Source organism: Dactylosporangium sp. CA-139066 (genome assembly GCF_050936175.1).
Taxonomy (GTDB): domain Bacteria; phylum Actinomycetota; class Actinomycetes; order Mycobacteriales; family Micromonosporaceae; genus Dactylosporangium.
Map to the genome: position 1 here is coordinate 404,220 of NZ_JBNJNH010000002.1, position 21,211 is coordinate 425,430.

Genomic DNA, 21,211 nt, shown 5'->3' on the forward strand with positions numbered 1-21,211 from the left:
CTGTAACGGCCGCCACAGTGGACAGAAGCTCGTCGATCGCGGGGTGGAAATCAGGCCCGGCGCGCGATGACGTACGCCAGCCCGCCCGCCGCCAGCACGCCCACGAGCGACGCGACGAGGAACACCGGTCCCGCCGTCAGCCGGACCATGAGCATCAGGGCGACGCTGACGATCGCGCTCGCCGCGACCACGCCGCCGGCCCGCAGCAGCCAGCCGCTCAGCACGCCCGGGGAGAGCACGGCGTCGTACGGCAGCACGGCGGCCAGCGCGGCGAGGGAGTGCATGAGGTACATCGCCGTGGCCAGCCCGATCAGCCGCACCACCGACAGCGGCTCGCCGTACACCAGCGTCGCGAGCAGCCAGCCGAAGACGCACAGGAAGATCGTCAGGCCGACCAGCCGCCCGCGCGGGAAGACGCCCGGCAGCAGCGCCAGGAACCCGGCCAGCCCGATGGCGATGACGTTGTGCAGCAGCTCGGCCGGGAAGGCGACGACCAGGCTCAGCGCGGCGAACACGGTGACGAAGAGCCGGACGAGCAGCGGCCCGGCGGCGGCCCGGTCGGCCACGTCGCGCACGCGGTTGGCCCGGCCGGAGAAGTACTCCTGCAGCTCCTCGAACATCAGGTCGTCACCGTCCGCCCGACGGCCACCCGGGCCACGCCGCGCAGCACCTCGTCGAGGCTGCCCGCGCCGCCCCAGGCGACGACCGGCACGCCGTGCTCGCGCAGCTGGCCGATGATCGCCTCGCGCTCGAGCCGCCACATGCGCTGCGCGACGTCGCCCCAGCGGCCGGTCGCGCGCAGGCGCAGTACCGGATCGGCGAGGGTGTCCACGGCGACCACGAACCGCCCGGCGCGGGCCAGGTTGGCCAGCATCGCCGCCGACCGCACGTCCAGCAGCGGCGTGAGCACCATCACCAGCGCGTTGGCCTGGACCATGTGCGGGCCGAACGACGACGGCGGCGGCTCGTCGTCCTGCTGGCCGGCCTCGACGTCAAGCAGGAACTCCAGCGCCGTCATGTAGTGCCGCCGGCCGCTGGCCGCGCGCAGGTGGCGCACGGTGCCGCCGTACTGCAGCAGCGCCACCCGGTCGCCGCGGTGCAGGTAGTGCTCGGCGATGCCGGCCGCGGCGCGCACCGTGATGTCGAGCACGGAGGCGCGCCCGTCGATGCCGCCGGAGCGCCCGGCCTCGTGCAGCGCGTCGAGCAGCACGACGACCTCGGCGTCGCGGTCGGACAGCGTGCTGACCACGTGGATCTCGCGCGTGCGCAGCGAGACCCGCCAGTCGATGCGGCGCAGCCGGTCGCCCGGGCCGAAGCGGCGCACCCCGGCGAGCTCGCCGCCCTCGCCGGTGCGCCGGGAGCGGTGCCCGCCGACGTGGCCGGCCGCGCGGGGCATCGCCTCGGCGGCGTCGAAGTGCTCGGTCGCCGGGTACGCCTTGAGCGCCAGCTGCGGCGTCTGCACGCCGCGGCTGATGAGCAGCCCGTCGGAGGCGACCGCGTGCGCGGTGACCGGGCCCAGCGGGTGGCGGCCCCAGCGCAGGATCCGCCCGTCGAGCTCGACGCCGGCCATGGTGCCCGCGTCGACGTTCACCGCGTACGGGCGGTCGCTGTGGCGCAGGCGGACCCAGCGCGGTACCGCCGCCCGGACCACGACCAGGTCGAACCCGGTCGGGTTGGGGTTGCCCAGGTTGATCGAGACGCCGAGGTCGTTGCCCTCGACGAGGAACGGCTCGGCCGCGACGACCTCGACCACCGGGGCCCGCCGCGGCCGGCGCACGAGCGAGATCGCGGTGCCGAGGGCGAACGGGACGGCCAGGATGACGAGCTCGTACTGCCCGATGAGCACGGCGACGAAGACGAGCGCGCCGGCGACCAGCACGGCCCGGCCCAGCGCCCGGGTCGGCTCGAACGCCCGCGCGTGGGACCGGGGTGCGGCCTGCTCACTCATCGGGCCTCAGCCGCGCCTTCCGCCATAGGTCGGCATCGCGCCGCTGGCCGGCGCGGGCGTCTGGGCGAGCACCTCGCCGACCACCGCGCGCGGGTCGATGCGCTTGAGCCACATCTCCGGGCGCAGCGAGATGCGGTGGGACAGCGCCGGGACGGCGACCGCCTTCACGTCCTCGGGGACGACGTAGTCGCGCCCGCTCATGGCGGCCGACGCGCGGGAGAGCAGCAGCAGGGCGAGCGAGCCGCGGGGCGAGGCCCCGACGAGCACGTGCGGGTGGACGCGGGTGTTGGCCGCCAGGGTGACGATGTACCGCCCGATGGAGTCCTCCACCATGACGTCCTCGAGCGCCGCCTGCATGGCCAGCAGGGTCTCGGAGTCGACGACCGGCTCGAGGTTGGCCTCCTCCTGGCGGCGCGACATCCGGCGGCGCAGGACGTCCCACTCCTCGTCGGCCTCGGGATAGCCGAACGACACGCGCAGCAGGAACCGGTCGAGCTGGGCCTCGGGCAGCGGATACGTGCCCTCGTACTCGATCGGGTTGGCGGTGGCGAGCACGTGGAACGGCGCGTCGAGCCGGTAGGTGGCGCCCTCGACGGACACCTGCCGCTCCTGCATCGCCTCCAGCAGCGCCGACTGCGTCTTCGGGGGCGTCCGGTTGATCTCGTCGGCCAGCAGCAGGTTGGTGAACACCGGGCCGGCCCGGAACGTGAACTCGTGGTTGCGCTGGTCGTACAGGAACGATCCGGTGACGTCGGCCGGCAGCAGGTCCGGGGTGAACTGCAGCCGGCGGAAGCCGATGCCGAGCGCCTGGGCGAACGAGCGCGCCGTCAGCGTCTTGCCCAGGCCCGGCAGGTCCTCCAGCAGCACGTGGCCGCCGGCCAGGATGCCGGCCAGGACGAGCTCGAGGGAGTCGCGCTTGCCGACGACCACCGTGCCGACCTGGTCCAGGACCACCTTGGCGATCCGGCCCACCTCGGCCGGTGCGAGCGTCTTCATAGCGCCTCCACCTTTGCGACGATCGATGCTATGTCCTGCGGGCTGGGCACGCGGGACGGCGTGTAGTGCAGCAGCTGCCAGAGCTCCTCGCCGACCAGCCGGCGGGCCTGCTCGGGCGCGCCGGCCAGCGTGATGCCGTGGCGCTGGCGCAGCCGGGCGTCGACGAGGTCGGTGAAGCGCGGCACCACCACGGCGGCGAAGCGCCCCGGGTCGCGCTCGCCCCACACGAAGCGGTCGTCCCACTTGGCCACGGCCAGCAGGATGCCGTCGCCGGACGGCACGGCGTCGCGCAGCTCCCGGCGCCCGGTCCGCTCGGGCCGGCCGGGCGGCTCCAGGCGGGCCGGGGCGAGCCCGGAGCCGGTCACCGCGGGCGGCAGGTCGTCGGCGTGGACCTGGACGAGCATCTGGCGCATCACCTGGACGGCGACGATGGACAGCAGCACGAGCGGGATCGACACCTGGTAGCCGGCCACGTACAGCACGCCGCAGCCGACCACCGTCAGCGCGACGGCGATGAAGAGCCGGCGGATCCACCAGCGGGTGTCGAAGGGCCGGGACGGGCGGCGGGACGGGCGGGCGTCGGGCCGCGGCGCCGACCGGCCGACGTCGAAGAGCTCGTCCAGGCCGACGACCTGCTCCTGCTCACGCGGCACCGGGGCCACCTCCGCTCGGCACGCGCCCGACGCCGGAGAGCTCGGCGCGGATCTGTCGCAGGGCCGTGATCGCGTCGTGGCGGGACCGCTCGCCGACCGGGTGCGTGGCGTAGCGGGCCTCGCGGTACACCTCGGCGAACCCCTCCAGCGTCGGGCGGCTCACCTGGTGGGCCGCCAGCAGCCGGGTGACGAGCTCGGTCGGGCTGTCGCCGACCAGGCGCGGGGTGCCGGCCGCGGCGGCGGCCCGCTCCAGGCGGACCCAGCAGGCGATGACCGCCCGGCGCGGGTCGGCGTCGGTGTCGCTGAGCTCCACCAGGCCGGCCTCGACCGCGGCCATGACCTCGTCGCCCGCGGCGGCGGTGGTCATCGGGCGGGGCGCCTCGGGCTCGACGAACAGCCGCGGCTTGGCCTTCGGGGCGCGGTTTCGCAGGAGGTACCACACCAGGCTCCCGATCAGCACGACGGCCGCGAGCGCGCAGAAGCCGCCGGCGATGTACAGCAGCCAGTCGGTGCCGCCGCTGCCGCCGCTGCTGGTGGGGAGGGGCTGTTCGGAGTACAGCTGGACCTCGGTCGTGGCCGCGGCGGTTGTCGGCGTGTCCGTGCCCGGTGCCGGCACCGGCACGTTCGTAATCTCCGGCGAGGACATCGAGGCGGCCAGGGCCCCGACGGCGAGGACGGCCACGACGCCCAGCACCGGCAACCATCGGTTGAAGGTGCGGTCCATCACATCCTCGTCGCTCTATGGAAGCCCGGCGATCTGTTTGGCCCGGGCGAGAACCTCGTCAAGCATTCCTGGCGTGAGCCGACCTGTGAAGGTGTTCTGTTGAGACACGTGGTAACAACCGAGCAACGCGGGGGCACCGTCGGCCTGCCACAGAGTGCCGTGACCGAACGGCACCTTCCGTGCCGGTGCTACACCGTAGACGGCGCGCGCCGCGGGCCAGAAGGCGGCCCACGCGAACGCGCCGAGCGCCACGACGACCCGCAGGTCGGGCGCGATCTCGCGCAGCTCGCGGTGCAGGAACGGCGCGCACGTGTCGCGCTCCAGCGGGGTCGGCTTGTTGTCCGGCGGCGCACAGCGAACGGCGGAGAAGATCCGCGTCGCGGTCAGCCTGAGCCCGTCGTCACGCGACGTGCTGGTCGGCTGGTTGGCGAGGCCTGCGCGGTGCAGGGCGGCGAAGAGGACGTCGCCGGAGCGGTCGCCGGTGAAGATGCGGCCGGTGCGGTTGCCGCCGTGGGCGGCCGGCGCGAGCCCGAGGATGGCGATGGGCGCCCGGTGCGGGCCGAAGCCGGGCACCGGGCGCCCCCAGTACTCCTCGTCGCGGAACGCCGCCCGCCGGGTCGCCGCCACCTCTTCGCGCCAGGCGACCAGCCGGGGGCAGCGGCGGCACTCGGAGATCTCGGCGTCGAGCCGGTCGAGTGCGTCTTCCACCTGCCGAACGTTAGCGTGACGGCGAGGGCGATGCCGACACCGAGGGCGACGCCTGGACCGGCGCCTCGGCCGAGGGCGAGACCGACGGCGACGGCGAGCTGCTCGGGCTCTCCCCGTTGGCCTGCTGGCACATCGGGTAGGCCGGCGTGTCCGGGGGCTGGTGGTCGGCCGTCGCGCAGCGCCACGGGTCGCCGAGCTGGATCGGGTTGCCGTTCTGGTCGAGCAGCGTGACGCCCTGGATCGGGTGGCCGTTGCGGTCGACCGGGTACACGTCGGTGACGTAGCCGTACGGGTTGCCGCCGCCGTCGGACGTGTACGTGTACGAGTCGAAGCGGTCGGCGTTGGCAATGACGGTCAGCACGCCGATCGCGGCGACGGCGGTGAGCCCGTAGCCGACCCAGCGCGGGATGTGCGGCCGGCCGGTCGCCCCGATGCGGACCGAGACGATCACGGCGGCGGCGACGAGCACCCAGCCGACCGGGTCGTCGAAGCGGTCGCGCGGGATGATGTCCAGCGCGAAGACCACGGCGACGAGGCCGATCCCGCGCACGACCCACCACGCCGGGCGCAGCAGCCGGACGAAGTCGCTCGCCCGCTCGTAGCCGATCACGGTGCCGGCGCGCCGGTCGGCCTCGCCCAGCCGGCGGCGCATCCGCGCCAGCCGCGCCTCGAGGCCGGGCAGCCCGGGCAGTCCCCGGCGGGCCGGGTCGTCCTGCAGGCCGGCCGCGGCGCGCAGCTCGGCGGCGTACTCCGCGGGCGGGCCGAGCCGCTCGACCAGCGGGCCGCCCTGCTCCTCGAGCACCTCGGCGAAGTGCGCCGGCAGGTCCTCCATCAGGTCGTCGCGCACGTCGGCCGGCAGGTCGGCGAGCGCCGCGCCGACCCGCTCGAGGTAGTAGTCGATCTCGAGGGTGCTGCCAGTGGGCGCGGGCGTGGGCGTGGGCGCGGTCATGCGGACTCCCCGACGAGCTGGTCCATCGTGTGTGCGAACCCGCGCCACACCTTGCCGGAGGCGGCGAGCTGGGCGCGGCCGGCGGCGTTGAGCGCGTAGTACTTGCGGTGGGGTCCCGACTCGCTCGGGACCACGTAGGTGGTCAGCGTGCCGGCCTGGAAGAGCCGGCGCAGGGTGCCGTACACCGAGGCGTCCCCGACGTCGTCGAGGCCCGCCGCGCGAAGGCGGCGCAGGATGTCGTACCCGTAACCGTCCTCGTCGCGCAGCACGGCCAGGACGGCCAGGTCGAGCACCCCCTTGAGCAGCTGGGTGGTGTCCACGTGAAGCACAGTAGTACGCAATGCACAGTAGTATCAAGCGCGGAACACCAGGACACGAAAAGGGCGGCCCGCCCGGAGCGGACCGCCCTTGAGAAGGCTCGCGGCCTGTTACTTGTCGTCGAGGCAGAGGGCGTCACCACTGCTGGGGTTGGTGCCCTGCCACAGCACGTACTTCGCGTCGGTGTAGGAGTCACAGACCTTGGTCTCGTCCGCGAGCGACTCGGCGCGGGACACGCCGCCGTGAATGCCGACGACCTTGTACTTCGCGTCGGCCGAGTCGCACTTGACGATCTTGACGTTGACGTCCTTCGCGGAGTTGTCGGAGATCGAGTCGCCGGCCAGGCAGTCGCCGACCTTCGCGTTGCTGCTGCTGCTGTCGATGGCGTCCTTGATCTTGCTCCAGCTGACCGCGACGCAGACGCCGCAGACGACCACCAGCACGAGGGCGATGATGCCGATGATCTTGCCCGCGTTGCTCTTCTTCGGCGGCGGCGGCGCACCGAACGGCGGGGCGCCCGGAGCGCCGAACGGCGGGGGCTGCTGGCCGTAGGGCGGGGGCTGCTGGTCGTACGGGTTGCCCGACATCGGCGGCTGGCCGTACCCGGGCTGCTGGCCGTAGGCCGGCGGCTGCTGGTCGTACGGGTTGCCCGAGGTCGGCTGCCCGTAGGGCGCGCCGGAGGACGGCGGGCCGTAGGGGTTGCCCGAGGGAGGCTGCTGCCCGTATTGGGGCTGCTGCCCGTACTGGGGCTGGTCACCGCCGGGGGGCGGGTAACCCCCGCCACCGGGAGGCGGGTAGCTGCCGGGCGGCGGGTACTGATCAGACATGCTGTTCCTTCCGGGGTATGCCGCAAAGATCACCCTATCGGGCGATATGACCGTTGAGCTTGGAAAACCACCCTCCCGGCCCGACGGAATCGGCTCACGATAACGGGCCTGGGCCAACCCGCGCACTTCTGAGCGTGCCCGTATTACGGTGTGCGCCGTGACCGATCTGTTGAAACGCCTCGCCGCGGCCCCCGGCGTGTATCGCGGGCGGGGTGACGGGCTGGAGTCCGGCCCCTTCGTCGCCCGCATCAAGGTGACGTCCGTGGTGCGCGGCAACGCGATCACGCTGGACTACGAGGCGGTCAGCGACAGCAAGGGCCTGCAGCACGTCGAGCACACGATCCTCACCGCGAGCGAGGCCGGCCGGCTGGAGCTGCACGTCACGTGCCTCGAACTGCCCGGAGTGACGCGGTTCGTGCAGAGTGAGCCGGGTGTGTTCAGCGCCTACGAGGGCGCCCTGCCCGCCAAAATCATCATCACGATGCCGAGCGACGGGGTCCTCACCTACGGCTGGTGGTGGTCCCGCGACGATGCGGAGCCGCGCGAGCAGTCGCGGGCCGAGGTCCGGCGCACCGGATAACCCCGTTCATGACATTCTCGTGAACCTTCTCAGGTAAGCGACAGCGCGATCCCGTCGAGGATGTCCGACTCGGAGGCGATGACCGAGTCCGCGCCCGAGCGCTCGACGATGATGCGCAGGATCAGCGCCCCCGCGCCGATGACGTCGGCGCGGCCCGGGTGCATCACCGGGTTCGCGAGCCGCTGCTCGGCGGTCTTGCCGAGCAGGTCGGCCGTGACCTTGGCCACGTCGGCGGCGGAGATCCGGGCGCGGTGGATGCGCTTCGGGTCGTACTCCGGCAGCCCGAGCGCCAGCGCGGCCACGGTCGTCACCGAGCCGGCCAGACCGACCAGCGTGCGGGCCCGGCCCCCGTCGACCGCGGCCAGGGCGCGCTCGACGGCCGCCGTGATGTCGGCCTCGGCCGCGGCGATCTGCGCCGGGGTCGGCGGGTCGGACCTCAGGTGCCGCTCGGTCATGCGGACGCACCCGATGTCCACACTGAGCGCGGCGTCGACGCCCTCGGAGCCGACCACGAACTCGGTCGAGCCGCCGCCGATGTCGACCACCAGGAACGGCGGCTCGGCGGCCAGGCCGCGCACGGCGCCGGCGAAGGACAGCCGGGCCTCCTCGTCGCCGGTGATCACCTCGGGCGCGAAGCCCAGCGTGTCGAACACCATGGCCTGGAAGTCGGCGGCGTTCTCGGCGTCGCGGGACGCGCTGGTGGCGACCATGCGGGCCGCGTCGACGCCGGCCCGGGCGATGTCGCCGGCGTAGTCGGCCAGCGCCACCCGGGTCCGCTCGATCGCCTCCGGGGACAGCCGGCCGGTCCGGTCCACGCCCTCGCCCAGCCGGACGATGCGCATCTGGCGGGTCACGTCGGTGACCCCGGACGCCTCCGACACGTCGGCCACCAGCAGCCGGACGGAGTTGGTGCCGCAGTCGATCGCCGCGACCCGCTTCACGGTGCTCTCGGTCGTCACGGGTGGAAGCCTACAAATGCAGCAGCATGCGGTGGTTGCCCAGGGTGTTGGGCTTGACCCGCTCGAGGTCGAGGAACTCCGCGACGCCCTCGTCGTAGGAGCGCAGGAGCTCCTCGTACACCTGATGGGTGACCGGCGTGCCGTCGATCGGCACGAACCCGAACGAGGCGAAGAACCGCGTCTCGAACGTGAGCACGAAGACCCGGCGCACGCCGATCTGCCGGGCCGCGTCGAGCAGCTCGGCGACGATCCGGTGGCCGATCTTGTGCCCGCGCAGGAGCGGGTCGACGGCGACCGTGCGCACCTCGGCGAGGTCCTCCCACATCACGTGCAGGGCGCCGCAGCCCACGATCGTGCCGTCGCTCGCGCGCTCGGCCACCCAGAACTCCTGCACGGCCTCGTAGAGCGCGACGGTCGGCTTGGACAGCAGGCGGCGGTCGGCGACGTACATCGCGACGAGCCGACGGATCCCCCGCACGTCGGCGGTTCGCGCCCGCCGGACGGTTACCTCCATGGCCGTAAGGGTAGTGGCGCGCGGATGTGGCATCTGACACGCGACCGGGTGCTGATGATCACCACCGCGGTGATGACGGTGCTGGCCGGCACGATGACGGTTCTGTACTTCACGAAGCCCGACGCTCCCCGCCCGATGAACCCGGTGGCGCGCGCCAGCGCCCCGACCCCCGCGAGCAGCGCCGGCCCGAGCGTCAAGGGCACCGCGGCCCCCGGCACGGTGAAGGCGGCCTACGCGGTGCGCAGCAAGTGGAAGGACGGCTTCAACGCCGAGGTGACCGTCACCAACCTCGGCAGCCAGCCGCTGACCGGCTGGATGGTCCAGCTCGAGCTGCCCAAGAGCGTCGACGTCACCTCGACGTGGGGCGCCAAGGCCGAGCAGTCGCCGGGGAAGCTGGTGCTGCGGTCCCAGGCGTACAACACCTATCTCGAGGCCGGCGGGGCGATACGGATGGGGTTCGAGGCGAAGGGTGATGCGACCGAGCCGACGAGTTGCTCGGTGAACGGGTCGCCCTGCTGACAGATCGTTGCCGGACCGGCCGCGCGGCCCCACATTGTGTCGCATGCCTCGAACCGCATCCCGGCTGCTCGCCACGGGCGCCGCCATCCTGCTCGGCGCCGGCACCCTGGGGTGCGGCGTCCTCGGCCAGGTCAAGCAGGCCGCCGACAACGTCCAGGCGATCGGCAAGCTGGCCGACCGCCTCGGCAAGTCCGGCGAGCTCACCTTCACCGCCGACTACAAGACCGACGACGGCAAGACGACGACGGTCGTACAGCAACCCCCGAAGGCCGCCTACCTGGGCGCCGACGGGCGGTTCATCCTGACCGAGGACTCGCTGTACCAGTGCACCGGCAAGGCCGGCACCAAGATCGTGTGCAACAAGAGCCCGGTGCAGACCGGGGACCTGTCCAAGTCCGACCGGGCGGCGTACATCTCCGCGGTCGCCGGCGGCGGGTTCATCAGCGCCGAGATGGCATTCGCGCTCATGACGGCGGCCGCCGTGGTGCCCGGCGTCAAGATCGAAGAAAATTCGGCGACCATCGCCGGTCAGAAAAGCGACTGTCTCGACGTGACCGGCATCCCCAAGGACCAGGACCCCAACGCGGTCACGGCGAAGGAGTTCCACGTCTGCGTCTCCGAGAACGGCCTGCTCACGCGGTTCAAGGGGGTCGGCACGGACGACAAGGCGATCGGCGTGGAACTTACGAAGTACAGCGACAAGGCCGACCCGCAGGCGTTCGTTCCGCCGAAGGGCGCGCAGATCGTCGAGAACACGGCCCCGCCGACGCCGGGCAACTGACGTACCTTGTCGGGGTGTTGACGCCACCCGCCGGGCTGCCCGAGGAGACCCTCGGGGCGCTCCTCGCGCGGGAATGGGGCATTCCGGTCAAGTCGCTGACGTACCGGCCGGTCGGCTTCGGCAGCCATCACTGGGAGCTCGTGGACACCGCGGGCTCCCGGTGGTTCGTCACCGTCGACGAGCCGGCCGACCCGGCCAAGCTGGACGCCTCGCTCCGCGTCGCCGCCGACCTCTACGCGACCGGGCACACCTTCGTCGTGGCGCCCGTGCCCACGCTGGCCGCCACGGCCGCCGTGCACAGCGGGCCGTTCACCGTCGCCGTCTACCCGTTCGTCGACGGCGCCAGCTTCGAGTGGAACGCGTTCACCGGGCCGGCCCACCGCCAGGCCACCCTCGACATGATCATCCGGCTGCACACCGCGCCGCCGGTCGCCCGCCGCCACGCGCGGGCCGACGACTTCGCGGTGCCGCACCGCGACGAGGTCGAGGCGGCGCTGCGCCGGCCGGGCGAGCCGTGCGGGCCCTATGCCGTACCGGCGGCGGATCTCCTGGCCGAGCACCGGCGTCCGCTGCAGCGGGTCCTCGCCCGCTACGACGAGCTGGTGCTGCAGAGCCGGGCCGAGCCGGTGCGCGCGGTGCTCACCCACGGCGAGCCGCACTCCGGCAACACCATGCGCACCCCGACCGGGTGGCGGCTCATCGACTGGGACACCGTGCTCGTCTCGCCGCCCGAGCGCGACCTGTGGCTCATCGAGCCCGGCGACGGGTCGATCTTCGCGGCCTACGCCGAGGCCACCGGCGTGCTCGTGCGCCCGTCCACGATCATGCTGTTTCAGCTGCGGTGGGCGCTGGCGGACATCGCCGTCGAGGTACGCCGCTTCCGCCGCCCGCACACCGGCACCCAGGACGACGCCGAGGGCTGGGAGATCCTACGGTCGGTCGTCACCAGCATCGAGATCGAGTGACTGGCCCTGGACTGATCGGTCCGGGAGTGAGACGCACGGCCCGCCGCGCCACCACTCGGCGGCCCGCTCGAGGGTCTCGTCGCCGAACGGGTTGACGCCCGGGCCGACCGCCAGCGCGTGGCCGAGGTGGACGTGCAGGCACTTCACCCGCGTCGGCATGCCGCCGGCCGACACCCCGGCGATCTCCTCGACGTGCCCGACCCGCTCGCGGCGCTCCAGGTAGTCCTCGTGGGCCCGCTGGTAGGCCTTGGCCAGCTCCGGGTCCTCGGCCAGGCGGGCGCCCATCTCGCGCATCAGCCCGGACGACTCGAGCCGGCTGCACTCGTGCACCGCGCGCGGGCAGGTGAGGTAGAACAGCGTCGGGAACGGCGTGCCGTCGGGCAGGCGCGGCGTGGTCTCCACGACGTCGGGCAGGCCGCACGGGCAGCGGTGGGCGACCGCGCGGGTGCCCCGAGGCGTGCGCCCGAGCTGCGCCGCGACGACCGCGAGGTCCTCTTCGGTGGCCTTTTCGAATGCTTTTTCGGGGGACGTCACTGCTTGTCTGCCGCCTCGACGCTGGACCAGAGCTTGCCGTACCAGGGCCGGGGTGGTTTCGGCGCGCCCGGGATCTCGGTGGGGTCGGTCTCCTGGCTGTTGGCCGGGTCGACCACCACGACCGGCTTCTCCCCCGGCAGCACCATGTGCAGCCGCTGGCGGGCCTGCGAGATCACGTACTCCGGGTCGTCCCACTTCTTGGCCCGGGCCTGCATCTCGGCGACCTTCTGCTCCTGCCGCTGCTGGCTGGCCTCCATCGCCTCGATCTCGGCCTGCTGGGCGAGGTACACCCGGACCGGGTAGGCGTAGGCGAGCAGCAGCACCAGCAGCACCAGGCTGAGCAGGACGGCCCGGCTGGTGAACCGGCGGGGCTGCGGCGCGCGTGTGCGCATCGCGGCCCCACCGGTCGAGACCGCACGGCGGGCCACCGTGGGGCGGGAGGGGGCACGGCCGGACCCGGCGCGTTGGCCGCGCGGTGCACGCCCGCCGGGCCGAGTGCGCTGCTGCATGCCCCTTCACCCTTTTCGGAAACGTTTGATCGAAATCTGTTAACGGTACCGCGGGAAGGCCCCGCGCCCGGCGTAGCGCGCCGCGTCGTCGAGCTCGTCCTCGATGCGCAGCAGCTGGTTGTACTTCGCGACCCGCTCGGAGCGGGCCGGCGCGCCGGTCTTGATCTGGCCGGTGCCCAGCGCCACGGCCAGGTCGGCGATCGTGGTGTCCTCGGTCTCACCCGAGCGGTGGCTCATCATCGTGCGGAACCCGGCGCGGTGGGCCAGGTCGACGGCGTCGAGCGTCTCGGTGAGCGAGCCGATCTGGTTCACCTTGACCAGCACCGCGTTGGCGGTGGAGGTCGCGATGCCCCGGGCGATGCGCTGCGGGTTGGTGACGAACAGGTCGTCGCCGACGATCTGGATCCGGCCGCCGAGCGCGTCGGTCATCGCCTTCCAGCCGTCCCAGTCCTCCTCGGACAGCGGGTCCTCGATGGAGACGATCGGGTAGGAGTCCACCAGCTGCGTGTAGTACGCGATCATCTCGTCGGACGACTTGCTGCCGCCCTCGAAGCCGTACGAGCCGTCCTTGAAGAACTCGGTGGCGGCCACGTCGAGCGCGAGCACGACGTCGCTGCCGAGCGAGTAGCCGGCCTTCTCGACGGCCTCGGCGATCAGGTCGAGCGCCGCGGCGTTGGTCGGCAGGCTCGGGGCGAAGCCGCCCTCGTCGCCCAGGCCGGTGGCCAGGCCCTTCTTCTTCAGCACCGACTTGAGGGTGTGGTACACCTCGGCGCCGGTGCGCAGCGCCTCGCGGAACGTCGGGGCGCCGATCGGGGCGATCATGAACTCCTGGATGTCCACGTTGGAGTCCGCGTGCGCGCCGCCGTTGAGGATGTTCATCATCGGCACCGGCAGGACGTGCGCGTTGGGGCCGCCCAGGTACTTGAACAGGCTCAGGCCCGCCGAGTCGGCGGCGGCCTTGGCCACCGCGAGCGAGACGCCGAGGATGGCGTTGGCGCCCAGCCCCGACTTCTCCGGCGTGCCGTCGAGGTCGAGCATGGCCTGGTCGATGAGGCGCTGCTCGGTCGCGTCGAAGCCGCGCACGGCCTCGGCGATGCGCTCGTTGACGTTCTCGACGGCCTTCTCGACGCCCTTGCCCAGGTAGCGCTTGCTGTCGCCGTCGCGCAGCTCGTTGGCCTCGAAGGCGCCGGTGGAGGCGCCCGAGGGGACCGCCGCACGGGCCAGGGTGCCGTCGTCGAGGACGACCTCGACCTCGACCGTCGGGTTGCCCCGCGAGTCGAGGATTTCCCGCGCGCCGATTGCTTCGATAGTGGCCACTGTCGTGTCACTCCTTGCCGAAAAAGGTTGGTCGGCCGCCACGGTGCGGCACCCCGAGCCTATCGCTCGGGCCGATCTTGCTTGCGCCTCGGGTTAGAGATCCAGCAGCGTGCGCAGGTGGCGCGGCGGCGGCGAGCCGTGGGCGAGCATGCGATCGTGCCAGTCGCGGAGCGTAACGTTCGCCGGACGTTCATCCGCGATCTGCCGCACCTCGGTGTAGCCCACGAAGTACGTCGACAGCTGCGTCGAGCTGAGCAGGGCGCGCCGCCACTTGCCGGCCGCCTCGCCCTCCTCCTGGAAACCACGCTCCATCATGAGGGCCATCGCCTCGTCCTCGGCCATCCCGTCGCAGTGCACGCGCTGGTCGATGATCGCGTTGATGCTCATCCGCAGCTGCATCTTCAGCTGCTGCAGGCGCACCTCCGGGCCGCCGAAGCCCAGGCGCGCCATGAGCTCCTCGGCATAGACCGCCCACCCCTCCACGAACGGCCCCGACCACCCGATCGCCCGGGCGCGGGTGCGGCCGCGGAAGCGCCGCGCGTGGGCCAGCTGCAGGAAGTGCCCCGGCGTCGCCTCATGCACCGTGAGGTCGCGCAGCATGTGCGTGTTGTACTCGCGGTAGAACGACGCGACCCGCTCCGCCGACCAGTCCGTCGGCGTGGGCGAGATGCAGAAGAACGTCGGCAGCTCGGCCGGCTCGAGCAGCCCGGGCGGGTCGCAGTAGGCGACCGCCACCCCGCGCGCGAACTCCGGCATTTCCATGATCACCAGCGGGTCGTCGATCAGCGTGACCAGGTCGTGCTCCCGGACGAACGCCGTCGCCTCGTCGAGCGACACCTTCGCCAGCTCGACGATCGTGTCGTTGTCCGGCACGTCGGCCGCGGCCAGCGCCAGGGCCTCCCGCACCGACCGGCCGCCGGCAAGCTCCGCCAGCTCCTCGCTCACCCGCTCGAGGTTGGCCTCGGCCCGCTCCAGCACGGTCCGGGCGCCGAGTTCGGTGTCGAGGGTGTGCCAGAGCCGCGCCTCCCACAGCCGCCGCCCGAGCCGCGGGTCGCGCTCGGCGGTGTCGAGCCGCCCGCGCAGCCAGTCGGCGAACGCGTCCAGCTCGGCGGCCGCCCGCTCCTGCGCCGGCCCGACCACCTCGGCCATCCCCGGCGCCTCCTTGAACAGCTCGTCGAGCTCGTCGCGCACCAGCCGCGCGGTCCCGGCGAACTGCCCGATGGCGGTCTCGACGTGCACCCGCGGCGCGTCCCCGAGCACCTCCCGCGCGGTCGCGAGCGCGTCGGGAATCTTCGTCAGCCGCGCCGCGAGCGACATGAGCCGCTCCTCGGCCGGCGCGAAGGTCCGCGAGATCAGCCCGTGCAGCAGCGTGCCGGGGTTGTGCACGAGCGGGTTCCATTCGTGCTCGCGGATCTCGGTCCGCTCGAACAGCATCCGCTCGACCCGGGCGAGCAGCACCGCGTGGTCGACTTGGTCCTGAACGTCGAGCTCGTCGACGTCGACCTGACTCAACGCCGCGGACGCGTCGCGCAACATCTCGACGTCGGCGGCAACCCCTTCGGCGGAGTAATCGGGCAGCCGGTCGTCGAACCGGTGATCGCCGGCGCTGGCGGCAAGGCCGGGCGCACACTCGAGCAGCGCGTCAGCGATGTGCTCGGCCAGAGGCACGAAATCCTGCGACATGCGTCGACGGTATCGCCTGCCCGTCGTCGTTTCGTGCCCCATCACGTCGAACCGCCGTTTCGCCGCCGTGGGCGCTCGTCCACTCGACCGCGCTCCGCCGCGCCGGGTCCCGCCTTTTCCGTGCTCACGGGCCCTCATTCCCCGCCGGGCCACCTCGGCTTCGTCGCCCCCCGCCACCTCCACTTCGTCGCGCCCCGCCACCTCCACTTCGTCGCGCCGCTGCCTCTCGTCCCCGATCTCGCCGCCTCCCTGCTGCGCCAGTTCCCCAGCGCCGCCGCCACCACGCCCACCGCCGCCCGCCACTACGCCCGCACTCACCGCCGCTCACGTCCACCGCCGACTCCCTTGCCGCGCCAGCGCCCACGGCGCCGCCGCCCGCCGTGACGGCCGCACCCACCGCCACTCACCTCCACCCCCGCCTCCCGCGGCCACCGCCACCCCCCCCGCGGCCACCGCCGCCTCCCACGGCCACCGCCACCGCCGCGGCCACCGCCGCCTCCCTCGCCGCGCCGCGCCCACGGCGCCGCCTCCCCGCTGCGCGGCCTTCCCGCTGCGCGGCCCTGCGCGGCCTCCCCGCTGCGCGGCCTCCCCGCTGCGCGGCCTCCCCGCTGCGCGGCCTCCCCGCTGCGCGGCCGCCTGCCGCTTCCACGCCCCGCGGCGCCGCCGCCCGCCTCCCGCCCCGCGACCACCGCCGCGGCCGCGCGAAAGCCGCTCATGCCCGATTTATGACCCGACAGGCGAAAAATCCGACAAGTCGTGGCACGGAGTGCCCGACTTGTCGCGCCAAAACCGGGACGGGCCAACGGGCGGGTCAAGCGCGGGCCACGATCAGCGCGACCGTCAGAGCAGCGTCGCCAGCTTGCGGACCGCCGTCGTCAGCTCGTGCGGGGTGTGAGCGGCGTAACCCAGGACCAGCCCGCGGGTGCCGCCCTTGCGGATTCGCAGCGTCGACAGCGCCAACGGCGCCAAACCCTCCTCCGCCGCCCGCTCCGCCAGCGCCACATCGTCCGTGCCGGGTGGGAGCTCGATCACCAGATGCAGCCCGGCCGCGATCCCGCCGATGCGAGCCCGCGGCACGTGGCGGCGCAGCGCCGCCACCACGGCGTCGCGGCGCTCGCGGTGCAGGCGGCGGGCGCGGCGCAGGTGGCGGTCGTAGCCGCCGCCCGACAGGAACTCCGCGAAGGCCAGCTGCTGCAGCGCGGGGCCGCCGTTGTCCGCGTCGTGCTTCGCGGCGCACAGGTCGGTGAGCCACGGGGGCGGCGCCGCCAGCCAGCCCAGGCGCAGGCCGGGGGCCAGGACCTTGCTGACCGAGCCGACCAGCGCGACCCGGTCGGGGGCCAGGCCCTGCAGGCAGGCCACGGGCTCGCGGTCGTAGCGGTACTCCGCGTCGTAGTCGTCCTCGATCACCAGGCCGTCGACGCGGCGGGACCATGCGATCACGTCGGCGCGGCGGCCGGGTGCCAGGACCACGCCGGTCGGGAACTGGTGGGCGGGGGTCAGGACGACCGCGCGGGTGCGGGTGCGGGACAGGGCGCCGATGTCCACGCCGTCCTCGTCGACCGGTACCGGGACGACCTCCATGCCCAGGCGGCGCAGGTGGTCGCGCAGCGCGGCGGGGCCGGGGTCCTCCAGGGCGATCCGGCGGTGGCCGCGGGCGAGCAGGACGCGGGCCAGCAGCGCCAGGCCCTGGGTGACGCCCGCGGTGACGATGAGGCCCTCGGGGGGTACCAGTGCGGCGCGCACCCGGCCGAGATAGGCCGAGAGCTCCGAGCGCAGGCGCGGCACGCCCGTCGCGTCGCCGTAGTCGAAGTCGGCGTCCAGGGCGCTGGTCAGCGCCGTCTCGTAGGCGCGGCGCCAGGCGGTGCGCGGGAAGGCGCCCAGGTCGGGGACGCCGGGGCGCAGGGGGGCCACCGCGGTGCGGCGCTCGACGGCCTCGCCGCGCTGGCGCGGGAGGGCGGTCACGACCTCGGCGACCACGGTGCCTGAGCCGCGGCGGGAGACCAGGCGGCCCTCGGCGGCGAGCTGCTCGTAGGCGCCGACGACCAGGCCGCGGGAGACGCCCAGGTCCAGGGCCAGGTCGCGGGTCGAGGGCAGGCGGGTGCCGGGGGCGAGGCGGCCGCGGGTGATGGCCTCGCGCAGCGCGCCGACGAGCTGGTCGCCGACCCGCGGGCGGGTCCGGTCAAGCTCGACCAACGCCTCCCAAACCGACAAAGTGGCCCCCTAAAAGCAGCGCTCGGTGGCACTGTAGCGTGGACCACCTGCGCTCGTAAGTTCCCCTTCATGAACCGCCGCTATGCGCTCTTCTGCGTGATGACCTGCGCGATCCTCGGTGGGTCGTTCACCGTGAGCCGTTCGATCGTCGACTTTCCGATCCTCACCGGCCAGGCGCTTCGATACTCGCTCGCCGCGCTGGCCCTCTTCGCGCTCGTGGCGCGGCGGCGGCCGTGGGTTCACCCGGCCGGGCGAGAGCTCGTGCGGCTGGCGCTGGTGGCGGCGACCGGGCTCGTGACGTTCAACGTGCTGCTGCTCTTCGCGCTGCGGCACGCCGAACCGGCGGTCATCGGGACCATCGTCGGGGTGAGCCCGCTGGTGCTGGCGCTGCTCGGGCCGCTGCAGGAGCGCCGCCGGCCGGCACCGCGGCTGCTCGCCGCGGCCGCGGTCGTCGTGGCCGGCGCGGGGCTGGTCGAGGGCTTCGGCGTCGCCGACGGGCCGGGGCTGGCCGCGGCCGTCGGCGTGCTGTGCTGCGAGGCCGCGTTCTCCCTGCTGGCGGCCCCGTTGCTGCCGCGCCTCGGCCCGGTGCGCGTTTCGGCGTGGAGCACGGCTCTTGCGGTACCGATGCTGCTGCTCCTGCTGCCCCTGACCGGCGAGCGGCCGCGGTGGCCCACGGCCGGCGAGGCCGCGGCGCTGGCGTTTCTCGGCCTGTTCCTGACCGTGGTCGCATTCATCTTCTGGTACACCGGCGTGGCCGGCCTCGGCGTGGACCGCGCCGGCCTGTTCGTGGCCCTGGTGCCGGTATTCGCCCTGGTCACCACCGCCGTGGTCGACCGGGAGGCGCCCGCGCCGGCGAAGGTGGCCGGGGTGCTGCTCGTGGGCGCCGGGCTGGCACTGGCGGCCGTACGTGTTAAGCAGGATGCATGGAACGCACTGCGCTCGTCCTCGGCGCCGGCGGGATCACCGGCGTCGCCTGGCAACTCGGCATCCTCGTCGGACTGCACGACCGGGGCATCGACCTCGGCCGGTCCGACCTGATCCTCGGTACCTCCGCGGGCGCCATGACCGGCGCGCTCATCGCCGCGTTCGGCGACCCGCGCACCGCCGCCGCGATCGAGGCCCCGCTCGGGCCCGGCGACCCGCCGATGCGCGCGGACTGGGAGCGCGGCGCGGTCGCCTTCTCGCTGCTGCAGGACGAGTCCCTGGCCCCGGAGGACATGCGCAAGCAGATCGGCGCGATCGCGCTGCAGGCCGAGGTCGGGCCGCCGGATCCGTGGCTGGCCGCGTTCGCGCGGCGGCTGCCGATCGAGGGATGGCCGGCGCGGCTGGTGGTCACCGCCGTGGACACCGCTTCCGGTGAGCCGGTGGTCTGGGACGAGCATTCCGGTGTACCCCTCGTGCCCGCCGTCACCGCCAGCTGCGCCGTGCCCTGCATCTTCCCGCCGATCCCGGTCAACGGGTCGCGCTACATGGACGGCGGGCTGCGCTCGCGCACCAACGCCGACCTGGCCGCCGACTACGACCAGGTGTACGTGGTGGCGCCGCGCATGCCGCTGCTGCAGCGCGACGCGCTCGACCCGCGGTTCGTGCTCATCGAGCCCGACGACGACACCATGGAGGCCATCGGCGGCAACGTGTTCGACGCCGAGCGGTGGGTCCCGGTGCTGGCCGCGGCCGAGCGGCAGGGGCGCGCGCTAACCCTTTGACGCCATCGGCTTGTAGTAGGCGTCCTGGGCGAGCGAGGAGCGGAACGCGGCGAACACGTCCGGGTCGTCGGAGACCATGAACTGGTTCGTCGGGCCCTTGTTGTCGGTGGGGTCGGACTCGAAGTACAGCACCGCCCGGATCTGCGGGTTGGCCTTGAACGTGGCCGAGGCGTCGGCGAGCCAGGCCGCCCGCTGCTGGGTGCCCCAGCTGCGGGCGATGCCGAACTCGCCGACCATCACCGGCTTGCTCGGGTGCTTGGCGCAGAACTCGAGGAAGCCGCGCATGAGGGCGCCGATGGTGCCGTACTTCGTGCCCGCGTACACGTCGACGCACGTCCAGTCGACGGCGTCGTCGCCGGGGTAGAAGTCCGCGGCGTCGTTGGCGAAGCCCTCGGCGGTCGGGCACCAGACCCACGACGCGTTCGTCGCGCCCTCCTGGGTGAAGATGTTGCGCACGTACTTCCACGCCGCCACGTAGTCCGCCCCCGACCACATCTGCGCGCGCAGGTTCGGGCGGTCCATCTCCCAGCGGTACCGCAGCAGCACCGGACGGCCGAAGGCCTTGAGCTCGCGGGCGCGCTGGCGGATCAGGTCGTCGTAGCGGCCCATGGTGATCAGCCGCGTGTCGCCGCCGGCCCACGACAGCATCAGCGTGCTGCCGCGGGCCGTGAACTGACGGTCGGACTCGTTGAAGAAGTTCTCGTCGAAGCGGCGGTACGTGTTGACGATCGCCATCTTGCGGCCCAGCGAGTGCTCCCACGCCGTCATCGCGGTCACCCGGCCCGACTCGGTCAGGCTCTGCGGGCGCACCCACGCGCCGAGGTACGACCCGTGCTTGGGCGGCGCCACCGGGCCCGCCGCGAACGGCCCGACGGACGTCGCGATGCCCGGCGGCGAGCCGCTGTCCACGGTGGACGACGGCCCGGCGGACGGGGGCCGCGGCTGGTGGCCGCGGTCCAGCACCGTCCACGTCACCGCCGCGGCGGCCGCCACTGTCGCGGCCACCACGGCGATCGTCAGCACGATCCGCTTCATGCACTCACTCCCCGGTGGTTACTTCGGGATGCGCCTCGCTACATAGAGAACGTCCGTGGCCACCGCGGAGAGACGGCGCGAGCGGGTGGCGAGGTCGTCGGCCCGCCAGGCCATCGGCCGCAGCCACTCCCTCCGGTACGCCCCGGCCGGGAACACGGCGAAGCCGCGCCGGTCGATGACCTCGAACCCGTGCCGGGCCAGCAGCTGCTCGACCTCGGCGTGCTGCAGCTCGGCGAACCACGCGTTGCCGCTCTGCCGGCGGTGGCGCAGGTGGCGCAGCGACGAGCGGTTGCCGTGGTTCTCCACGACCAGCAGCCCCGAGTCCGCCTCCGGCAGGATCCGCGCGGCGAACGCGATCGCCCGGTCGCGCACGTCCTTCGGGGCATTGAGCAGCAGCCGGAACACCGTCACCAGCGCCGGTCCCTCCACAGTGGCCGGTTCGGGCACCGGCCCGTCCTCGGTCACCTGGTGCAGCTTCGCGTAGACGCCCGCCTCCTCGGCCTTCGCGAGCATCTGCGCCGACGAGTCGTATCCGTGCGCGGCCCGCACGACGCCGTGCAGGAGCTTGATCGCCCGCCCGGTGCCGCAGGCGAAGTCGTGCTGGACCGGGCGCCGGGCGGTGAACTCCCGCCGCACGAGCCGGCGCAGGAACGCCCGCTGGCGGCCGCTCACCGCCGTCGCGTACGTCTCCGGCGCGTAGACGACCCGCTCGTACTTGTCGACCGCCGCCTCCGACTGGAAGACCTCCGCGTAGTCAGTCCTCAATTCGTTCCCC

General features: G+C 73.2%; 24 protein-coding genes. 6 read left to right on the forward strand and 18 right to left on the reverse strand.

Annotated features, from left to right (window positions below; all coding sequences use genetic code 11):
* Positions 1–50: 50 nt before the first annotated feature.
* From ACQEVU_RS46500 to ACQEVU_RS46540, 9 genes are all read right to left on the reverse strand, one after another.
* The gene (locus ACQEVU_RS46500; protein WP_433336152.1) at positions 51–620 is read right to left on the reverse strand and encodes a hypothetical protein; all 570 of its coding nucleotides are present in this window, start codon (positions 618–620) and stop codon (positions 51–53) included.
* Positions 620–1,948, reverse strand: a complete 1,329-nt coding sequence (locus ACQEVU_RS46505) for a DUF58 domain-containing protein (RefSeq protein WP_433336154.1) — start codon at positions 1,946–1,948, stop codon at positions 620–622. Before ACQEVU_RS46505 ends, ACQEVU_RS46500 begins: the two co-directional genes overlap by 1 nt.
* 6 nt (positions 1,949–1,954) lie before the next feature.
* Complete coding sequence (locus ACQEVU_RS46510; protein WP_433336156.1) at positions 1,955–2,944, reverse strand: AAA family ATPase; 990 nt, start codon at positions 2,942–2,944, stop codon at positions 1,955–1,957.
* Positions 2,941–3,597: a hypothetical protein gene (locus ACQEVU_RS46515; protein ID WP_433336158.1), complete on the reverse strand. Its 657-nt coding sequence runs from the start codon at positions 3,595–3,597 to the stop codon at positions 2,941–2,943. Before ACQEVU_RS46515 ends, ACQEVU_RS46510 begins: the two co-directional genes overlap by 4 nt.
* Entirely contained in the window at positions 3,587–4,321 is a 735-nt protein-coding gene (locus ACQEVU_RS46520; protein ID WP_433336160.1) for a DUF4129 domain-containing protein, read from the reverse strand. The genes ACQEVU_RS46515 and ACQEVU_RS46520 overlap by 11 nt, the downstream gene beginning before the upstream one ends.
* A 15-nt stretch (positions 4,322–4,336) precedes the next feature.
* Positions 4,337–5,029 carry a uracil-DNA glycosylase gene (locus ACQEVU_RS46525; RefSeq protein ID WP_433336162.1) on the reverse strand — a complete coding sequence of 231 codons (693 nt, stop codon included), beginning with the start codon at positions 5,027–5,029 and terminating at the stop codon, positions 4,337–4,339.
* Between the two features lie 10 nt (positions 5,030–5,039).
* Positions 5,040–5,978 carry an HAAS signaling domain-containing protein gene (locus ACQEVU_RS46530; protein ID WP_433336164.1) on the reverse strand — a complete coding sequence of 313 codons (939 nt, stop codon included), beginning with the start codon at positions 5,976–5,978 and terminating at the stop codon, positions 5,040–5,042.
* Complete coding sequence (locus ACQEVU_RS46535) at positions 5,975–6,298, reverse strand: PadR family transcriptional regulator (RefSeq protein ID WP_433336166.1); 324 nt, start codon at positions 6,296–6,298, stop codon at positions 5,975–5,977. The genes ACQEVU_RS46530 and ACQEVU_RS46535 overlap by 4 nt, the downstream gene beginning before the upstream one ends.
* A gap of 108 nt (positions 6,299–6,406) precedes the next feature.
* Positions 6,407–7,123: an LppU/SCO3897 family protein gene (locus ACQEVU_RS46540; RefSeq protein WP_433336168.1), complete on the reverse strand. Its 717-nt coding sequence runs from the start codon at positions 7,121–7,123 to the stop codon at positions 6,407–6,409.
* 157 nt (positions 7,124–7,280) lie between these two features.
* Here ACQEVU_RS46540 and ACQEVU_RS46545 point away from each other — a divergent pair, with 157 nt between their 5' ends.
* Positions 7,281–7,703 (forward strand): hypothetical protein, encoded by a 423-nt coding sequence (locus ACQEVU_RS46545; protein WP_433336170.1) that lies wholly within the window; start codon positions 7,281–7,283, stop codon positions 7,701–7,703.
* Positions 7,704–7,732: 29 nt separating this feature from the next.
* Here the strand turns inward: ACQEVU_RS46545 and ACQEVU_RS46550 are convergent, their stop codons facing one another.
* Both ACQEVU_RS46550 and ACQEVU_RS46555 read right to left on the reverse strand, forming a co-directional pair.
* Positions 7,733–8,662 (reverse strand): exopolyphosphatase, encoded by a 930-nt coding sequence (locus ACQEVU_RS46550; protein WP_433336172.1) that lies wholly within the window; start codon positions 8,660–8,662, stop codon positions 7,733–7,735.
* A 10-nt stretch (positions 8,663–8,672) separates the two neighbouring features.
* Positions 8,673–9,176, reverse strand: a complete 504-nt coding sequence (locus ACQEVU_RS46555; RefSeq protein WP_433336174.1) for an amino-acid N-acetyltransferase — start codon at positions 9,174–9,176, stop codon at positions 8,673–8,675.
* Positions 9,177–9,200: 24 nt separating this feature from the next.
* On the opposite strand from ACQEVU_RS46555, the gene ACQEVU_RS46560 reads away from it, so the two are divergent.
* The 3 genes from ACQEVU_RS46560 to ACQEVU_RS46570 are packed head-to-tail and all read left to right on the forward strand — an operon-like array spanning position 9,201 to position 11,441.
* Positions 9,201–9,695, forward strand: coding sequence for a cellulose binding domain-containing protein (locus ACQEVU_RS46560; protein WP_433336176.1), 495 nt, complete (start codon positions 9,201–9,203; stop codon positions 9,693–9,695).
* Between the two features lie 43 nt (positions 9,696–9,738).
* Positions 9,739–10,476, forward strand: a complete 738-nt coding sequence (locus tag ACQEVU_RS46565; protein ID WP_433336178.1) for a hypothetical protein — start codon at positions 9,739–9,741, stop codon at positions 10,474–10,476.
* Positions 10,477–10,490: 14 nt separating this feature from the next.
* Positions 10,491–11,441, forward strand: a complete 951-nt coding sequence (locus ACQEVU_RS46570; protein ID WP_433336180.1) for a phosphotransferase — start codon at positions 10,491–10,493, stop codon at positions 11,439–11,441.
* Here ACQEVU_RS46570 and ACQEVU_RS46575 read toward each other — a convergent pair.
* From ACQEVU_RS46575 to ACQEVU_RS46595, 5 genes are all read right to left on the reverse strand, one after another.
* Positions 11,406–12,005, reverse strand: coding sequence for a DUF501 domain-containing protein (locus ACQEVU_RS46575; RefSeq protein WP_433339692.1), 600 nt, complete (start codon positions 12,003–12,005; stop codon positions 11,406–11,408). The genes ACQEVU_RS46570 and ACQEVU_RS46575 overlap by 36 nt on opposite strands.
* Entirely contained in the window at positions 11,972–12,367 is a 396-nt protein-coding gene (locus tag ACQEVU_RS46580; RefSeq protein WP_433336182.1) for an FtsB family cell division protein, read from the reverse strand. Before ACQEVU_RS46580 ends, ACQEVU_RS46575 begins: the two co-directional genes overlap by 34 nt.
* A 156-nt stretch (positions 12,368–12,523) precedes the next feature.
* Positions 12,524–13,801, reverse strand: a complete 1,278-nt coding sequence (gene eno / locus ACQEVU_RS46585; protein WP_433336184.1) for a phosphopyruvate hydratase — start codon at positions 13,799–13,801, stop codon at positions 12,524–12,526.
* Positions 13,802–13,894: 93 nt separating this feature from the next.
* Complete coding sequence (locus ACQEVU_RS46590; RefSeq protein WP_433336186.1) at positions 13,895–15,484, reverse strand: DUF885 domain-containing protein; 1,590 nt, start codon at positions 15,482–15,484, stop codon at positions 13,895–13,897.
* 840 nt (positions 15,485–16,324) lie between these two features.
* Positions 16,325–17,695 (reverse strand): PLP-dependent aminotransferase family protein, encoded by a 1,371-nt coding sequence (locus ACQEVU_RS46595; RefSeq protein WP_433336188.1) that lies wholly within the window; start codon positions 17,693–17,695, stop codon positions 16,325–16,327.
* A 69-nt stretch (positions 17,696–17,764) separates the two neighbouring features.
* On the opposite strand from ACQEVU_RS46595, the gene ACQEVU_RS46600 reads away from it, so the two are divergent.
* Positions 17,765–18,733, forward strand: coding sequence for a DMT family transporter (locus ACQEVU_RS46600; protein WP_433336190.1), 969 nt, complete (start codon positions 17,765–17,767; stop codon positions 18,731–18,733).
* The gene (locus ACQEVU_RS46605; RefSeq protein ID WP_433336192.1) at positions 18,619–19,401 is read left to right on the forward strand and encodes a patatin-like phospholipase family protein; all 783 of its coding nucleotides are present in this window, start codon (positions 18,619–18,621) and stop codon (positions 19,399–19,401) included. Before ACQEVU_RS46600 ends, ACQEVU_RS46605 begins: the two co-directional genes overlap by 115 nt.
* Here the strand turns inward: ACQEVU_RS46605 and ACQEVU_RS46610 are convergent.
* Both ACQEVU_RS46610 and ACQEVU_RS46615 read right to left on the reverse strand, forming a co-directional pair.
* Positions 19,390–20,436 (reverse strand): glycoside hydrolase family 26 protein, encoded by a 1,047-nt coding sequence (locus tag ACQEVU_RS46610; protein WP_433336194.1) that lies wholly within the window; start codon positions 20,434–20,436, stop codon positions 19,390–19,392. The genes ACQEVU_RS46605 and ACQEVU_RS46610 overlap by 12 nt on opposite strands.
* A gap of 18 nt (positions 20,437–20,454) precedes the next feature.
* Positions 20,455–21,201, reverse strand: a complete 747-nt coding sequence (locus tag ACQEVU_RS46615; protein ID WP_433336196.1) for an SAM-dependent methyltransferase — start codon at positions 21,199–21,201, stop codon at positions 20,455–20,457.
* Positions 21,202–21,211: the final 10 nt, after the last annotated feature.

Excerpts from the sequence above, each read along its gene's own strand:
- ACQEVU_RS46580 (WP_433336182.1), bottom strand. The coding sequence starts at position 12,367 with ATGCGCACACGCGCGCCGCAGCCCCGCCGGTTCACCAGCCGGGCCGTC.
- ACQEVU_RS46500 (WP_433336152.1), bottom strand. The coding sequence starts at position 620 with ATGTTCGAGGAGCTGCAGGAGTACTTCTCCGGCCGGGCCAACCGCGTG.
- ACQEVU_RS46590 (WP_433336186.1), bottom strand. The coding sequence starts at position 15,484 with ATGTCGCAGGATTTCGTGCCTCTGGCCGAGCACATCGCTGACGCGCTG.
- ACQEVU_RS46605 (WP_433336192.1), top strand. The coding sequence starts at position 18,619 with ATGGAACGCACTGCGCTCGTCCTCGGCGCCGGCGGGATCACCGGCGTC.
- ACQEVU_RS46555 (WP_433336174.1), bottom strand. The coding sequence starts at position 9,176 with ATGGAGGTAACCGTCCGGCGGGCGCGAACCGCCGACGTGCGGGGGATC.
- ACQEVU_RS46610 (WP_433336194.1), bottom strand. The coding sequence starts at position 20,436 with ATGAAGCGGATCGTGCTGACGATCGCCGTGGTGGCCGCGACAGTGGCG.
- ACQEVU_RS46520 (WP_433336160.1), bottom strand. The coding sequence starts at position 4,321 with ATGGACCGCACCTTCAACCGATGGTTGCCGGTGCTGGGCGTCGTGGCC.
- ACQEVU_RS46530 (WP_433336164.1), bottom strand. The coding sequence starts at position 5,978 with ATGACCGCGCCCACGCCCACGCCCGCGCCCACTGGCAGCACCCTCGAG.
- ACQEVU_RS46560 (WP_433336176.1), top strand. The coding sequence starts at position 9,201 with ATGTGGCATCTGACACGCGACCGGGTGCTGATGATCACCACCGCGGTG.
- ACQEVU_RS46510 (WP_433336156.1), bottom strand. The coding sequence starts at position 2,944 with ATGAAGACGCTCGCACCGGCCGAGGTGGGCCGGATCGCCAAGGTGGTC.
- ACQEVU_RS46600 (WP_433336190.1), top strand. The coding sequence starts at position 17,765 with ATGAACCGCCGCTATGCGCTCTTCTGCGTGATGACCTGCGCGATCCTC.
- ACQEVU_RS46540 (WP_433336168.1), bottom strand. The coding sequence starts at position 7,123 with ATGTCTGATCAGTACCCGCCGCCCGGCAGCTACCCGCCTCCCGGTGGC.
- ACQEVU_RS46565 (WP_433336178.1), top strand. The coding sequence starts at position 9,739 with ATGCCTCGAACCGCATCCCGGCTGCTCGCCACGGGCGCCGCCATCCTG.
- ACQEVU_RS46505 (WP_433336154.1), bottom strand. The coding sequence starts at position 1,948 with ATGAGTGAGCAGGCCGCACCCCGGTCCCACGCGCGGGCGTTCGAGCCG.